Below are 14,245 nucleotides of genomic sequence, written 5' to 3'. Positions count from 1 at the left end.
ATTCGCCACCAACTTGGATATTCTGTCTTTTTCTTCGATTTGTTATAGAACTGTAATTTTACAGTAATAAAGTGTCATACATCTGTGAGTAATGCACAAGCTACGCGGTAGTGTTTACAAATAGAAAAAAAGCCTTTGGTTTTGCCACAACATGCCCCTTATGATTCAAGTCTATTCGTTCCATTCCTCTTATACTTTTTATAGGCTAACGGTGTCATACCCATCGCATTACGAAATTTATCAATGAAATAACTTGTGCTGTTAAATCCTACCTGATAAGCAACATCTGTGACATTGGAATCAGATTGCTGCAATAAAATTAAGCTTTTTTGGATTCGGTAATTGGTGACATAATTCAAAGGTGTGTTCTTCAGCATTCGTTTGAAATAGCGACAACATTCCGATCGGCTTAATTGGCCGGCTCGTGCAATATCCTCTAAGTGAATTTTCTCCGCATAATGCTGATGGATCCAATGAAGCATTTGCTTCATTCGTTGACTTTTAACGATTTCCGACTGTTCGACCTCTAACGGAACACCATTCATAATAAGATTCTTCCAAATGAACGTGAGATGGACACTGATATCGATTTCAAAATACGGCGGGTTTTCTTTGACCAACTGACTGATTTTCATCATTGAGTCTAGAATCGTACTCCCCCAATGCGCCTTGGGGTCTAGAAGTAAATAAGGGATATTCGTCGCCTGAATATATGGGTATACGAAGGTGGAATACAGTTCTTGTGAGAGGACAAAGCTTGGTAAAACATTTAAACAAATATAGACACAGCCAGATTCATTCATTTCTTTTGCCATATGTAGGCAGCCAGCATTAATAAAAAGTCCTTCCCCTTCTCGAACGGTAACGGTTTCCTCATTGATATGAAAAAGGGCCTCTCCTTTTATCACGCGAACAAACTGAAATTCCTCATGCCAATGAAGTGGGATATATCCATTTATATTTTGATTAATGGTCGTTTCGTAACAGGCGAAGGGCAACACAACGGTTCGATGTTCTGTTAATTCTTTTAAACTATGGTCAACCATAAAGTTTTTTATTTGCATAACCCTACCTCAATATTCTTATATTTTTCTATTCAATTTAGATATTATTACTTGGTTTTTTTAGGTAAGATAGTACATATTATAGCACTATTTTTGTATTTAAAGGAGAAACCAAATGAGTAGAAACAAAGGGATTTTTCTAGTGATGACAGGAGCAACATTTTGGGGAGTTGGAGGAACTGTTGCAAAAAAACTATTTGAACAGTATGGAATCGATATTGATTGGCTGGTAACGACGCGATTGCTGATCGCTGGATTTTTACTTTTAACGATCCAATTTTTCGGAAAAGATCGTGCCCAAATCCTTGGAGTTTGGAAAACCAAAAGCATCGCTATTTCCTTGATTATATTCGGGTTACTTGGAATGCTTGCGGTTCAATACACCTATATGGCTTCCATTCAACATGGGAATGCTGCGGTGGCCACCCTATTACAATATCTAGCACCTGTAATGATTATCATTTACGTGGTTTTACGCCATCAAGCAGTATTTACACAAAGAGATTTGATCACCGTTTCACTAGCTTTAGTTGGAAGCTTTTTCTTATTAACAAATGGATCCATCTCACAATTATCTGTACCACCACTAGCAGTTATTTGGGGTGTTTTATCTGGAGTTGCACTTGCCTTTTATACGTTATATGCCATTCCCTTACTAAAGCAATACGATTCCCTTGTAATTGTTGGATGGGCGATGATCATCGGTGGTGTTGCCTTGAGTTTTATCCATCCCCCTTGGCGAATAGATTTGAACATGTTACCGTTAGAAGCTTATTTATACCTCGTTTTCGTTATTATTTTTGGAACAATGATTGCCTTTTGGTTTTATATTGAAAGTCTGCAAAGTCTCTTACCTAAAGAATCCAGCCTTCTCGGAAGTATCGAACCACTTGCGGCCGTGTTAACTACTGTTTTTTGGTTAAAAGAACCCTTTGGCATGTTTCAATGGGTTGGTACCACTTGTATCCTTTTCATGATTGTATTATTGGCCTTGAGTAAAGCATCTAACTCAGAGGTTAGTTACTAAGTAGCAAAAGCCCCTTTTTCATGGCTAAAAGGGGCTTTATTTCACTAAAAAAATATTTTGAGATAGCCTATCGTTTATTGCTTCAGCAATCACTGCCTTTTTTTACATTTGACTTCATTAAGGAGGAAATCTGTTGTTCATCTGTTTTTGAAATTTGTTCTAGTTGATTAATAACTAACTCTTGTCGCTGTAATGTATGGTTTTGGCTTAACTTAGCTTTTCCTTCTATTTTATTGATTTTTATTTTGAAACCTTGAACTCCTTTATTCATACCAGCGAGAAACTCAGGATCTACATCCTGTAATCTGTATGAACTGTCAGGAGTTTCATATTTCAATACCATTTCATGTAAGGAATTCATTAACTCCTTTTCGTCCTCCATAAGCTCGACTTCTCCATAAACATGAACGGTCACGTAATTCCATGTTGGAACTGCCTTATTCGTCTCATACCAAGATGGGGAAATATAACAATGCGGGCCATGAAAAATAGCTAGAACGGTTTGATTGTTGATATCTGTCCACTGAGGATTTGGACGAGCAAAGTGTCCATATAAGTATGTAAGTTCTTTGTTCAAAATTAACGGTAAATGAGTGGCAAATGGCATTCCATCGTGCCTAGAAAAAAGAGTCGCAAAACCATGTTCTTTTATTATATCGTAGGCTATTGTTTCATCTGTGATCTTAAAGTAGTTTGGAATATACATAATATCCACCTTTCAAAAAGGTTATTTGAGATTTTTTGTCATGATAAAGTCCTTTTGTTCTTCATCACCCATAGTAAAAGAGTGGGCTCCCGTTTGAACAAACCCCATTTTCTGATAAAAAGCTATAGCATTTTCATTTTTTTCCCATACGCCTAACCAGAGGTTCTTTTTCTGACGCTGCATCGCCATTTCTATTGCTTGATTTAACAGATATTTTCCAAGTCCATGTTTTTGAAATTTGTTCTTTATATATATCCTCTCGATTTCAAGTGATTCATCGCCCATTTCTTCAGACTGAGCGTCATTGGTATTGATCTTTAAATATCCCGCCACTTCATTTTCAAAATATACAAAAAAGAATTCTGAAGAATTATTGGATAACTCCTTTTCTAATTGGTTTAAGTTAAATGCACTCTCCAAATAGGCCTTCATATTTTCGGGTGAATTCTGATCTTTAAAAGTCTCATTGAAAGTTTCATAACTAATTTCTTGAAGTTGGTGTGAATCTTCAAGGGTACATTTTTTAATATTTATAGTCATTTAGAACTGATGCTCCTTTATATATCAATAATTTCTCTTGTTTCCCTTTTTTACATATTCCCAATCTTTTTCTACATTTTTTCTTACTCTTTGAAGAAGATTGAAAATGGTTTCTACTTCATTTTCGGAAAACCCATCTAATGCCACGATATTGGAATAATTATTTTCTCTTTTTATGAAAGGAAAAACAATTTCCCCTTTCTCTGTCGAAAAGAGTTTTTTGATTTTTTTGTTATGTTGATCTTCTTTTTTTTCAATAAAGCCATTGATTTCCAGTTTTTTTATCGCTCGAGCAGCTGTTGTTCGATCTACTTTTATCATCTCAGCTAATTTTTCTTGAATGATCCCCGGGTTTTCACATATTCGCACAAGGTACAAATACTGCCCCTTTGTCAGGTCATATTCTTTAAATTCTATATTACTTATAGAATCTAATGCCCTAGCTATCATTCCAATTTCACGAAGAATTTCCTTCATAATTACCTCCTTAGCATGAATTTTTATTGCAAATACAACAAAAATGGTATATGTTAAATTTAACCTATTTTTGTTGCGTTTGCAACAAAATAACATAAAAGGACTGATTCATATGAATGTAAAAAGAGCAACGAACGATGAAGAATTAAGGGTAGCATTTGCTATTAGAAAAGAAGTATTTGTGAAAGAACAAGGCGTACCACTAGAGGATGAATTTGATGAATTTGATACACTAAATGGACTCTGCGAACATATTTTAGTCCATTACAATGAGAAACCCGTCGGAACGGGAAGGATTAGATTTATTGATGGAGTAGGCAAATTGGAAAGAATCTGCATCCTTGAACCTTACCGTAAATTTGGCCTTGGGAAAATCATTATAAAAGCGTTAGAAGAAATTGCAGAAGAACAGGAAGTGTCACAGGTTAAATTACATGGGCAAACACAGGCGGAAGGTTTTTATCAAAAACTCGGGTATCAAACTTCATCACCTATCTTTATGGAAGATGGGATCCCACATATTCTCATGCTCAAACAATTGTCTTGTAAATAAACGAAGAGGTTGAGGAAAGTGAAATATGTTTTTTTTGTATTTGGAATTTTACTATTAACCCTAGGTATTTCTTTTACTATCCAATCAGATCTTGGAACATCCCCTTTTGATGCACTTTTGGTAGGACTATCAAACAATGTAGGGCTTACTGTGGGAAGTTGGGAAATACTAATCGCTTTACTATTGATAGGTTGTAATTCGATTTTAAAAAGGGAAAAACCAGAAATCTTGGGGTTGGTAACAGCATTTATAACAGGTATCGGTATTGATATGTGGCTTTATTTATTACAGCATTTTGTAACACCTGAACTATGGGTCAGCAAAGCCGTTTGTTTTGGAATTGGCTTAGTTTTTATAGGATTAGGAACTGCAACATATTTACACACAAATTTTGCACCAATTCCCGTTGACCGATTAACGTTAATCATACAAGAATTAACTAGAACAAATATATTCATTTCGAGGACCATCATTTACTTCGTATTCTTGATCATGGCACTAATCTTCAAGGGACCTATTGGCATAGGAACCTTATTAACCGTTTGTTTCGGAGGGCTAATACTTAATTTCTTTATGCCATTTACTAAAAAAGTAATAGACCGCATATTAACACGCTCTATTCAATCACCAGATTATGTTACAGAAAAAAAACATTCAATAATGAAATGACCCCTTTACCATTATTTCTTCCCCCCGACCGGATTTCTAGAATGTATACGAAAAAAATGGGACAGTGTACCTGTCCCCATCACTCTTCAAACAACTACAAACTCTCTGGCAAGTGATGTTTATACATTTCTAATGTATTTGTATTTTCTTTTAAAACAGCCACAATTTTAGGATGAGGCTTAGCATAGATAACTGGATAATCCTTTTCATCAAGTTTTTCATTAATGGGAAAAGCTAATTTTTCTTCTTCAATTGAAAATTGCGCATTAATTCCCGCTTTATTTCCACGAGCATCTACTCTAATCCATTTATTAAGGGATTTAAGGAAGATAGCATTTAAAGCGTGAATACAATACCCTTTATCTGGAGTATCAAATAACATCAATCTTTGATAACAGAAACCTGTTGGTATTCCCTGTGAACGCAATAAAGCCGCTAATAGATGTGACTTTGCATAGCATATTCCCTCTTTACCGTCTAATACGTCTGAAGCATTACAAGTAACTCGCTTCGATTGAATATCCCAAGAATGAGAAATTTCATCACGAACAAATTCAAAAGCTATTTTAGCTTTTTCAACTTCCGTTTGAGTTGGATTGAAAAGTTCAGCTGCTTTCTTTTTTATTTTTGGATTAGAATAATTAACTTCATTTAATTCGAGTAAATAGTCATCTAGTTTTTCAGATTCACAAAAGAAACTCACAAACCCTTCCCCCTATAATAAATTGCATATTTATGTAAATTCAAACATTATTATAAATCTTTTATTAATAGAATTAAAGGATTGATTATTGAGTAACCTGTTTAGTCCATAAGGAAAAGGAATCTTAATCCTTCTTCTGTTAGTGAAATAATACATAGTACCAGAAAAACTGAAAATAATACTCAAGTAGTACTATCTCTAACAGTAAAAGGAGATGAAATTATGGAAGATATCGCTAATATTGTTCATATCGGTGAGTTAATAGCTGTCTCAAAGGTTTTTCAACTAAATCCTTTTCGAATGACTGTATTAATAGAAGAAGGTTTAATGGAAGTATACGAAACGAAGGAAGATTTTTTAGCAAAGTACGGAAACAAGGAAACATATGACGAATTAGAAAATTGGTGTGAGTTAAACAATGGGAAGATTTTTACTAAACCTAAAGTAGGAAGGTAGTAAAAAAGTTACAGAACCTTCAAAAAAAGTTCACAGTCCCGTCATGTGTAACGACCCTATAGTATTTAGAATCCTGTAAAATCAATTTGAAACCATATTTTTCTGGAGATGATTTTAATGGATGCGAAACAAAAAAAGTCTTATGCTTGCTATTTGTTAATTTGTTTACACTTTTTACTTGGAATCGGTGCACTTTTTGGCGGAGGAGTACTGATTATATTTCCTGACGGTTCGATTTTGTCAATGCCTCTTACTATGTTGCAGAATAGCCCATTTGATAATTTCCTCATCCCAGGCATAATACTTTTTGTTGGATTAGGAATTCTTCCACTAGTAACTGCCGTTTTCCTTATCTTTGAAAAGCCGCTAGAATTCGCTGAAAAGCTTCGCCTTTATAAAGAAATACATTGGGCATGGAATTATTCTCTATACATTGGTTTTATTTTAATTATTTGGATTACAGTCGAAATGTATATGATTCAAGCCGTTGCATTTATTCACGTCTTCTACATCTTCCTAGGAATTTCCATTCAATCCATTACTCTTCTTCCATCTGTTAAGGAGCATTACTCAAACAATAATCGATTTACTAAAAATCTAAGTAGTTTTTTAATCGTCTTAGCTCTTTTTGGGAACTCTTACTCTCTCCTACACTTCTGAGTCGATATGCCATTTAAAGGTAAGGGGGGCATCTCTCCTCCTTGGATTAATACCCTCCACTTAAGTACATCTATAAAAAACTACTCCCAAATTTCATCTTCTAACTTCTTCTACATCTTTATTAATCCGGTTTGGACTTATTGCCTGTAACGTCAAATATTCTTCCTAGATGAAATTTTTGTTTTTTTATTAATGGTGAAATCCTTTAACTTAAAAAAACACTTCATATTGAACCTATTTGGTTTCTTTTTCTAAACAAGTTATCTACCAAATCCCTGCTACGTCAGTGTATGATAAATATAGCAAATTTGGTTAAGAACGGATATCTGTGTACGGTTATATTAGCTATAGGGAGGTGAAGGGAATCGATTATGTAGTTTGTATCGGACGAACGCTAGATTACATTGAAGAGAACCTGCATGGAACGATAACACTTGAAACACTAGCAGGAATTGCATGCTTTTCTCCTTTTCATTATCATCGTGTCTTCCAAGCACTCGTTGGAGAATCGGTCATGGATTATGTGAGAAAAAGACGTCTTACACGTGCAGCAGAGCGACTTTACTATTCGGATGAAAAGGTGATTACTATTGCAATGGATGTGGGCTTTCAATACCACGAGTCATTCAACCGGGCTTTTAAAAAGTTTTATGGAGTTGTTCCCCCCTCCTTCATAACAAATAATAATTCTACTTATTAAATGGGTAGGATTTGTTTTTGTTATGTTATAATTTTAGCTTATGGATATGTAGTTATGGAAAACTAAACGATCATAAACCTTAAGTATAGAGTAATAGGAGTAACCTTGTATGATTATTGGATTATTGGTTTGCGCTATTGGCATGATCCCTATTGTGTTGGCGTTTAGTGTTACTAAAATTTATAAAGAGTCGAATCTAACTCTAGGGATTACCTTGTTAATGGTGATGATATCGGGTTGGCAACAAGGGATAGGTGTACTTTACTTCACGGATCTGTTAGACGAACAATCAGCTTTTTGGTTATTTAGAATCTTAAGGTTTGCACCAACCTATTCCGTACCAGCTATATTTTTTGTAGCCTATTGTACGATAAAAAGTTTTTCGGTTACCTTAAAAAATGACTCTATCTTAAATAGAGTCGTAAATTTTATATTTACCAAGAAAATGATGATTGCTTTAATTTTATGGACTTCATTTGTTTATTTCATAGGTTGGACAGACTTTGGAATGAAAGGCTTGGAAACAAGACGTATTTCTGCATCTGATATTGAGTTTTATTTTCCTGTCTACGGTGAATGGGCCGCGCTTTATGTTTTTCACATGGCTAGTTTAATTATATTTTTGCTTTTTTTATTCTATATCTCCACAAAAATTCGCAACACAAACATTAGGAGTTTCTTAAAACAATTCTCCATGTATACATTACTTTTGTTTCTACTCGGATTGTTTAACTTTAATCCTAAAACAGGAATCATCATGGGGAGTTTAGGAGTAATTATTTTTTCAATAATGGTTATATTTGAATTTATTAAATTGAACGCCATTATTGAGTTTAATTATTCCCAACTTAAGGAAAGGCAAAAAAAGTTAGACTTTACGGGTAACTTTGTTGGAAGTCTTATACATGAAATGAAAAATACCTCGACCATTATCAGAGGTTTCTCAAAGCTTATCAAGGAAGATAAAGAACTGACTAAGAAGCAGCAGGCTGCCTTGGATATGATCTATAAAGCGACGGTACAATTAGAACAACTATCATTCAATTATAACGAATATCTTGTTCATTCTAAAATGAGCTTTAAAACGGAGAACATTGTCTCTATCATTAGAGATTCGATTGAACTGTCTAGCGAATTTACCAAACAAAACAATATCGATATTGAGTTAATTGACTCCTATCAATCTCTAAAGGCGTTTGTGAATAAATCTTATTTGCAGCAAGTGTTTATCAATCTAATTAAAAATAGTTCAGAAGCGACTCCCCCAGGTCGAGAAGAACGCAAGATAACGATTCTTACAAATATGAATGAAGATTATATTGTGATTGACTTTTACGATACAGGAAAAGGCATACCTGAATCTGATTGGGACCATATCTTTGATCCCTTTGTATCGTCCAAAGATGATGGAACAGGAATGGGACTTCCGTTTGTAAAAAAAATCATCTTTGAACACCGTGGGGATATAGTTGTTGTGGATAGTACATCATTAGGAACCCATTTTAAAATTATCATCCCGCAATTGGGAAGTGACACATAAATTGTCCTTATTTTTATTCAACAAATACAAATAAAAGGGCTGTCGCGAACGGCAGCCCTAGCTTCACAGAACCGATCAAGTTAGTACCGGAGAAGCTTCACTTAAATTACTAAAATCGTGATTAATAATTTCTACTAATTTAAATTCTTTGTTCTCATATTCAAATTTCAAAATGCAACAGTTACCAAGTCGTTCTTTTTGTCTAATGGGACTTGTATGTTCCCAATACTGCATAAATTTTCTACAAGCGGCCCCGTGAGAGACGATTAAAACGACTTCATTATCTTCTTCTACGATTTTTTGGACAGTATTAACTATTCTTCTTTGAAATTCTTTTTCTTCTTCTCCCCCATAATTAACAAAGAAATCCCTATAAGGCAGTGGAGGATTTAAATCTTCACTTTCACCTTCAAAAGTACCAAAATTCCATTCCTTTAATCCTTTTAATCTTGCATAAGGCAGATCAGTCACAACTTCGATCGTGTCATTTGCTCTTTCAGATGTGGAACAATAGGCATGGTCGAAAACGATATGGTTCTCTTTAAAATACTTTGCAGCAGTCCCTGCTTGTATAATTCCTAGTTCTGTAAGTGGTGAATCACACCAACCTTGAACTTTCCTTCTTTTATTAAATAATGTTTGTCCATGTCTCATGAGAAATATCGTCTTTTTCATTTGTATCCCCCTTATTGAAACGTAAAAGAGTATTTAAATATCAAGTTTACGAGTACCAAGCCATTTCACCATTTCAGGATCTCTATGTGAAAAGAACAAGCTTTCTTTCATATCTAAAGTGGAAATCTGCTCCATATCTCCTTGAGTTAATTCAAAATCAAAGATATTGAAGTTTTCAATCATTCTCTCTTTACGAACTGACTTTGGAATGGCAACGACACCCCTTTGAGCCAACCAACGTAAAATGACTTGGGCAACGGATTTGTTATGCTTTTCTGCAATAGAAACTAATACTTCATTCTGAAAAATATCATTTTTCCCTTCAGCAAAAGGTCCCCAAGACTGTATTTGCACATGATTCTCTTTCATGAATATAGCACTTTCTATTTGCTGATTGAACGGGTGTGTTTCCACTTGGTTAACCGCAGGAACCACTTCATTATGAAGGATTAAATCAATCAAACGGTCTGGATGGAAATTACTTACTCCGATCGCCTTGATGATACCTTCTCGATATAATTCCTCCATCGCACGCCAAGAACCGTGTACATCACCAAATGGCTGATGAATTAAATACAAGTCTACATAATCCAATTGCAGTCTTTCCAGTGATTTTCCGAATGCTTTCTTTGTGCTCTCGTAACCAGCGTCCTGAACCCATAGTTTGGTTGTAATGAACAATTCCTCTCTTGGTACACCACTCCGCTTAATCGCTCTACCCACGGCATCTTCATTTAAATAAGAGGCAGCTGTATCTATCAGACGATAGCCTGCCATAAGAGCATCGTAAACGGCTTGTTCACATTCTTCTGGATCATTTATTTGAAAAACACCGAAGCCTAGTATGGGCATCTCTACCCCATTATTCAATATTAATTTTTGCATATAAATTCCTCCTGTATTTTATATTTCATCCATTAACTGCTTAAGCAAGCTTTATATTAATTATTATGCAGCAGATCCTTAGGCGCCTGATATCATATTCCTATCAATTCCTTGCCTAATTCTCTCTCTCCCCTTTCGAAACAGAGTTGCATCCCTTACAATTGAAATATAAAAACGGAACAAAGGAGATCCAAATGTTTAAAGAAATCCATAATTACCGGGGTGAACTTGCCAACCTCATTAAGTCGCACACCAGTCAGGACGGTGGTCATGAGACGGCTATTTCGACTTTATTTTTCTCTCGTTACTCGAATGTAGCCGGGCCATTTTACGGAGTTACTAACCCTTCCTTATGCATCGTCGTTCAAGGGAAGAAGGAGGTCCTGCTGTCACAAGAGCTCTTTAGGTATGGACCTGCTGATTATCTTATTTCATCCGTTAACTTACCCATTATCGGACATGTAACGGAAGCTTCTTCCGAGGTTCCATATTTGGCTCTTAAACTTGAATTTACACCAAATGAAATTTTAGAAGTTTTAGGAGATTTTCAAATAGGTGTGAATAAAAAGGAAAATAAGAACAGAGGTATGTATGTCAACTTGATAGAATTACCTTTGTTAGAAGCCGTAACCAGATTGGTTCGTTTGCTTGACCATCCTGAAGATATCCCGATCCTCTCTCCTCTTATCAAAAAGGAAATTATCTATAGGGTTCTAAAAGGACGACATGGTGATGCGCTGGGGCAAATTGCTGTTGAAGGAAGTTCTACCTATCAAATCAGTGACGCGATTGAGCATATCATGAATCATTTTGATAGGGCTATTCGAGTGGAGGAACTGGCGGAAATAGCGAATATGGGTGTCTCTTCCCTTCATAGACTTTTTAAAGAGGTTACAGCCATGAGCCCTATCCAGTTCCAAAAACAACTGAGACTGCAGGAAGCTCGGCATTTGCTATTAACTGAGGCGGCAGGTGCTGCCGATGTGGCTTTCCGAGTAGGCTATGAAAGTCCCTCTCAATTCAGCCGAGAATATTCTAGACTATTTGGGGTGCCACCTAAAGAGGATATCAAGCGTCTGAAAGAAACCTATGATAAAAAGAAAAACGCATAAGCGAATAATTTTTCTATTGATAAAGAAAGGATGGAACATATATGTTCCATCCTTGGTTTCTTCTATATTAGTATTAGAACTTTGAGTGATAGTTTTCAATTTCCCAAGCGTGAACCGAGATGCGGTAGCTATCCCACTCTGCTTTTTTCATTGCCACATACTCACCATATACGTGCTCGCCTAATGCTTTAGCACCAAAGTTGCTTGCTTCTAATTCAACAACTGCTTCTTTTAAGCTACCAGGAAGATTCTCAATTCCTAAATGAGCTCTTCTCTCATCTGTCATGTGGAAGATGTCTTCATTAATCGGAGCTGGAGCTTCTAGTTCTTTTTCAATTCCATCTAAACCTGCAGCCGCAATGACAGCAAACGTTAAGTATGGGTTTGCTGATGGATCTGGACAACGTAATTCTACACGAGTCGCAAGACCCTTCTTCGCTGGAATACGGATAAGAGCAGAACGGTTAGATGCTGACCAAGCAAGGTAGCAAGGTGCTTCATAGCCTGGTACTAAACGCTTATAAGAGTTTACTAGCGGGTTTGTTACAGCCGCGAAGCTCTTTACGTTTTCAAGTACACCTGCAATGAAATGGTAAGCTTTCTTTGATAATTGTAACTCATCAGATGGATCAAAGAAGGCATTTTCGCTTCCTTCAAAGAATGACATGTTCACGTGCATACCAGAGCCATTGATTCCGAATGCTGGCTTCGGCATGAATGTTGCATGCAATCCAAATTTCTGAGCAACGGTCTTAACCACCCATTTATACGTAGTAGACAAATCTGCTGCTGTTAAAGCATCGGCATACTTGAAATTGATTTCATGCTGTCCTTCAGCAACCTCGTGGTGAGATGCTTCAATTGTAAAGCCCATTGCCTTTAACGCACGATAAATTTCTAAGCGAACGCGTTCTCCAAGATCGTGTGGTGACGGCTCGAAATAGCCAGCTTTATCACTTAGTTCTTGAGTTGCATAGCCATTTTCGTCTGTTTTGAATAAGAAAAACTCTAGCTCAGGTCCAACTGAAATCGTATATCCACTTTCAGCCGCACGCTCAACTGTTTTCTTTAAAACATTTCTAGTATCTCCATCAAATGGTGTTCCGTCTGGATTTTTTACAGAACATAAAAATCTAGCTTCCGCATACCCTTCTTCCACTGACCAAGGAAGAACAGCAAATGTTGTTAAGTCCGGTTGTAAGTAAAGGTCGGACTTATTAATAGGGGAGAACCCTTTAACAGAAGATCCGTCAAACATCATTTTCCCTTCTACTACATCCTCTAATTGCTCAACTGTTACTGTTACATGCTTTAAGATTCCTTCAATATCAACGAACTGTAAGTGTAATAGTTCTACACTTTTTTCTTTTATCGTTTCTTTAATTTGGTCTAAAGTTGAAGTTTCTAATTCTACTAAAGTTTTTGTCATGTTAGATAATCCCCCGCCATTGTGTTATGTTATATGACATTCATTAAAATGAATTATAATAGATGTTTCAGAATTCGACAACATCTTTTTTTAATTTTTTGATAACTTTTTTTCTATCTACTATTTTCTTTAAAAATCTAAACCAATAAAAAAATACCATGTAAGCATTTACATGGTATCTGTCTAGCCATATGTGGAATCATTGCTCTACCTAGAGCTCCGATTTCAATTTTTTCACGTATTCCGGAATTTTATTTTCTCGGTTGCAATTGTTACAATAATATTTCTTCACTAAGTCATCACACAGGTACGTTTTTAACGCAAACTCTGGAATTCTTTGAGGCACTCCACAATGCTGGCAGAAGAATAAATATTCACTCTTTTTCATGGACCTCACTCCCATTCAATCTTTTTTGGTTTTGTTTCCAACAAAATTAGGTATTATTATGTGTATGAGGCCAAAGCTTGTAAAACTACATTTTTTTCTTGTTGCTTCGTCTAAATTTTCCTTCTTTCTTCTATTATACTATTGAAACCGTTTTCTTGCATGATTCATATTTCATGGACAAGACTACTTTTACATGTCTCTAATGGTAAAAATCTACTGGGAGGTCAACATGAAGAAACAAATTAAAGTCGTGGCTGCTGTGATTGAAAATGAACAGGAAGAAATTTTATGCGCCCTCCGCTCTCCAACCATGACCATGCCAAATCTGTGGGAGTTTCCTGGTGGAAAGGTCGAAGAGAACGAGGATTTGTATTCAGCGATCAAGCGAGAGATCCACGAAGAACTGGGTTGTATCATCGAACCCGATGAATTACATAACGAGCATATCCACGAGTATGACACGTTTATTATTCAATTGATTACGATCAAATGTCGTTTGGTGGATAGCACTCCTCTACCAAGTGAACACTCAAAACTCCTTTGGCTGAAGCGAGAACATCTGTCTTCCCTTGTTTGGGCTCCTGCCGATATTCCGGCAGTTGAGTTGTTAAGGAAGGAATGGACATAGGAGTAGTTGGGAAAGATCTCCACTCTTCCCCAG

General features: G+C 35.9%; 18 protein-coding genes. 9 read left to right on the top strand and 9 right to left on the bottom strand.

From position 1 onward, the window contains the following. Positions 1-158 precede the first annotated feature (158 nt). Entirely contained in the window at positions 159-1,064 is a 906-nt protein-coding gene (locus tag ACVBAX_RS15165) for an AraC family transcriptional regulator (RefSeq protein WP_447117744.1), read from the bottom strand. A 115-nt stretch (positions 1,065-1,179) separates the two neighbouring features. Here ACVBAX_RS15165 and ACVBAX_RS15160 point away from each other — a divergent pair, with 115 nt between their 5' ends. After that, positions 1,180-2,091 (top strand): EamA family transporter, encoded by a 912-nt coding sequence (locus ACVBAX_RS15160; protein ID WP_447117743.1) that lies wholly within the window; start codon positions 1,180-1,182, stop codon positions 2,089-2,091. Between the two features lie 82 nt (positions 2,092-2,173). Here ACVBAX_RS15160 and ACVBAX_RS15155 read toward each other — a convergent pair whose 3' ends face one another. The 3 genes from ACVBAX_RS15155 to ACVBAX_RS15145 are packed head-to-tail and all read right to left on the bottom strand — an operon-like array spanning position 2,174 to position 3,814. Then, positions 2,174-2,797: an FMN-binding negative transcriptional regulator gene (locus tag ACVBAX_RS15155; RefSeq protein ID WP_447117742.1), complete on the bottom strand. Its 624-nt coding sequence runs from the start codon at positions 2,795-2,797 to the stop codon at positions 2,174-2,176. 21 nt (positions 2,798-2,818) lie between these two features. Then, a complete protein-coding gene (locus ACVBAX_RS15150) occupies positions 2,819-3,337 on the bottom strand; it encodes a GNAT family N-acetyltransferase (protein WP_447117741.1) in 519 nt (172 codons plus the stop codon). A 24-nt stretch (positions 3,338-3,361) separates the two neighbouring features. Then, entirely contained in the window at positions 3,362-3,814 is a 453-nt protein-coding gene (locus ACVBAX_RS15145) for a MarR family winged helix-turn-helix transcriptional regulator (RefSeq protein ID WP_447117740.1), read from the bottom strand. Positions 3,815-3,926: 112 nt separating this feature from the next. On the opposite strand from ACVBAX_RS15145, the gene ACVBAX_RS15140 reads away from it, so the two are divergent. Both ACVBAX_RS15140 and ACVBAX_RS15135 read left to right on the top strand, forming a co-directional pair. Further along, entirely contained in the window at positions 3,927-4,367 is a 441-nt protein-coding gene (locus ACVBAX_RS15140) for a GNAT family N-acetyltransferase (RefSeq protein WP_447117739.1), read from the top strand. 18 nt (positions 4,368-4,385) lie between these two features. Continuing rightward, positions 4,386-5,036, top strand: a complete 651-nt coding sequence (locus ACVBAX_RS15135; protein ID WP_447117738.1) for a YczE/YyaS/YitT family protein — start codon at positions 4,386-4,388, stop codon at positions 5,034-5,036. Positions 5,037-5,130: 94 nt separating this feature from the next. Here the strand turns inward: ACVBAX_RS15135 and ACVBAX_RS15130 are convergent, their stop codons facing one another. Further along, the gene (locus ACVBAX_RS15130) at positions 5,131-5,739 is read right to left on the bottom strand and encodes a transglutaminase-like domain-containing protein (protein ID WP_447117737.1); all 609 of its coding nucleotides are present in this window, start codon (positions 5,737-5,739) and stop codon (positions 5,131-5,133) included. Between the two features lie 222 nt (positions 5,740-5,961). On the opposite strand from ACVBAX_RS15130, the gene ACVBAX_RS15125 reads away from it, so the two are divergent. The 4 genes from ACVBAX_RS15125 (at position 5,962) to ACVBAX_RS15110 (ending at position 9,095) form a co-directional block, all read left to right on the top strand. Continuing rightward, positions 5,962-6,195 (top strand): hypothetical protein, encoded by a 234-nt coding sequence (locus ACVBAX_RS15125; RefSeq protein WP_447117736.1) that lies wholly within the window; start codon positions 5,962-5,964, stop codon positions 6,193-6,195. A 117-nt stretch (positions 6,196-6,312) separates the two neighbouring features. Continuing rightward, the gene (locus ACVBAX_RS15120) at positions 6,313-6,855 is read left to right on the top strand and encodes a hypothetical protein (protein WP_447117735.1); all 543 of its coding nucleotides are present in this window, start codon (positions 6,313-6,315) and stop codon (positions 6,853-6,855) included. A 355-nt stretch (positions 6,856-7,210) separates the two neighbouring features. Further along, positions 7,211-7,555, top strand: coding sequence for a helix-turn-helix transcriptional regulator (locus ACVBAX_RS15115; RefSeq protein ID WP_447117734.1), 345 nt, complete (start codon positions 7,211-7,213; stop codon positions 7,553-7,555). Positions 7,556-7,664: 109 nt separating this feature from the next. Continuing rightward, complete coding sequence (locus ACVBAX_RS15110) at positions 7,665-9,095, top strand: ATP-binding protein (RefSeq protein WP_447117733.1); 1,431 nt, start codon at positions 7,665-7,667, stop codon at positions 9,093-9,095. Between the two features lie 75 nt (positions 9,096-9,170). Here the strand turns inward: ACVBAX_RS15110 and ACVBAX_RS15105 are convergent, their stop codons facing one another. Both ACVBAX_RS15105 and ACVBAX_RS15100 read right to left on the bottom strand, forming a co-directional pair. Then, a complete protein-coding gene (locus tag ACVBAX_RS15105) occupies positions 9,171-9,770 on the bottom strand; it encodes a histidine phosphatase family protein (protein ID WP_447117732.1) in 600 nt (199 codons plus the stop codon). Positions 9,771-9,803: 33 nt separating this feature from the next. After that, on the bottom strand, positions 9,804-10,655 hold the full coding sequence (locus tag ACVBAX_RS15100; protein ID WP_447117731.1) for an aldo/keto reductase: 852 nt from the start codon (positions 10,653-10,655) through the stop codon (positions 9,804-9,806). 194 nt (positions 10,656-10,849) lie between these two features. On the opposite strand from ACVBAX_RS15100, the gene ACVBAX_RS15095 reads away from it, so the two are divergent. Beyond that, the gene (locus ACVBAX_RS15095) at positions 10,850-11,767 is read left to right on the top strand and encodes an AraC family transcriptional regulator N-terminal domain-containing protein (protein ID WP_447117730.1); all 918 of its coding nucleotides are present in this window, start codon (positions 10,850-10,852) and stop codon (positions 11,765-11,767) included. A gap of 73 nt (positions 11,768-11,840) precedes the next feature. Here ACVBAX_RS15095 and glnA read toward each other — a convergent pair whose 3' ends face one another. Next, the gene (gene glnA, locus ACVBAX_RS15090; protein WP_433907660.1) at positions 11,841-13,196 is read right to left on the bottom strand and encodes a type I glutamate--ammonia ligase; all 1,356 of its coding nucleotides are present in this window, start codon (positions 13,194-13,196) and stop codon (positions 11,841-11,843) included. Between the two features lie 211 nt (positions 13,197-13,407). After that, entirely contained in the window at positions 13,408-13,584 is a 177-nt protein-coding gene (locus ACVBAX_RS15085; protein ID WP_430775750.1) for a hypothetical protein, read from the bottom strand. Positions 13,585-13,813: 229 nt separating this feature from the next. Here ACVBAX_RS15085 and ACVBAX_RS15080 point away from each other — a divergent pair, with 229 nt between their 5' ends. Continuing rightward, a complete protein-coding gene (locus ACVBAX_RS15080; RefSeq protein WP_447117729.1) occupies positions 13,814-14,212 on the top strand; it encodes a (deoxy)nucleoside triphosphate pyrophosphohydrolase in 399 nt (132 codons plus the stop codon). Positions 14,213-14,245: the final 33 nt, after the last annotated feature.

The sequence above is a fragment of the Robertmurraya sp. GLU-23 genome (assembly GCF_052983275.1).
The sequence above is the reverse complement of the archived record's forward strand: the minus strand, read 5'-3'. Positions and strand labels throughout refer to the sequence as shown.

Excerpts from the sequence above, each read along its gene's own strand:
- ACVBAX_RS15085 (WP_430775750.1), bottom strand. The coding sequence starts at position 13,584 with ATGAAAAAGAGTGAATATTTATTCTTCTGCCAGCATTGTGGAGTGCCT.
- ACVBAX_RS15105 (WP_447117732.1), bottom strand. The coding sequence starts at position 9,770 with ATGAAAAAGACGATATTTCTCATGAGACATGGACAAACATTATTTAAT.
- glnA (WP_433907660.1), bottom strand. The coding sequence starts at position 13,196 with ATGACAAAAACTTTAGTAGAATTAGAAACTTCAACTTTAGACCAAATT.
- ACVBAX_RS15080 (WP_447117729.1), top strand. The coding sequence starts at position 13,814 with ATGAAGAAACAAATTAAAGTCGTGGCTGCTGTGATTGAAAATGAACAG.
- ACVBAX_RS15160 (WP_447117743.1), top strand. The coding sequence starts at position 1,180 with ATGAGTAGAAACAAAGGGATTTTTCTAGTGATGACAGGAGCAACATTT.
- ACVBAX_RS15150 (WP_447117741.1), bottom strand. The coding sequence starts at position 3,337 with ATGACTATAAATATTAAAAAATGTACCCTTGAAGATTCACACCAACTT.
- ACVBAX_RS15095 (WP_447117730.1), top strand. The coding sequence starts at position 10,850 with ATGTTTAAAGAAATCCATAATTACCGGGGTGAACTTGCCAACCTCATT.
- ACVBAX_RS15110 (WP_447117733.1), top strand. The coding sequence starts at position 7,665 with ATGATTATTGGATTATTGGTTTGCGCTATTGGCATGATCCCTATTGTG.
- ACVBAX_RS15120 (WP_447117735.1), top strand. The coding sequence starts at position 6,313 with ATGGATGCGAAACAAAAAAAGTCTTATGCTTGCTATTTGTTAATTTGT.
- ACVBAX_RS15140 (WP_447117739.1), top strand. The coding sequence starts at position 3,927 with ATGAATGTAAAAAGAGCAACGAACGATGAAGAATTAAGGGTAGCATTT.
- ACVBAX_RS15100 (WP_447117731.1), bottom strand. The coding sequence starts at position 10,655 with ATGCAAAAATTAATATTGAATAATGGGGTAGAGATGCCCATACTAGGC.
- ACVBAX_RS15125 (WP_447117736.1), top strand. The coding sequence starts at position 5,962 with ATGGAAGATATCGCTAATATTGTTCATATCGGTGAGTTAATAGCTGTC.
- ACVBAX_RS15155 (WP_447117742.1), bottom strand. The coding sequence starts at position 2,797 with ATGTATATTCCAAACTACTTTAAGATCACAGATGAAACAATAGCCTAC.
- ACVBAX_RS15145 (WP_447117740.1), bottom strand. The coding sequence starts at position 3,814 with ATGAAGGAAATTCTTCGTGAAATTGGAATGATAGCTAGGGCATTAGAT.
- ACVBAX_RS15165 (WP_447117744.1), bottom strand. The coding sequence starts at position 1,064 with ATGCAAATAAAAAACTTTATGGTTGACCATAGTTTAAAAGAATTAACA.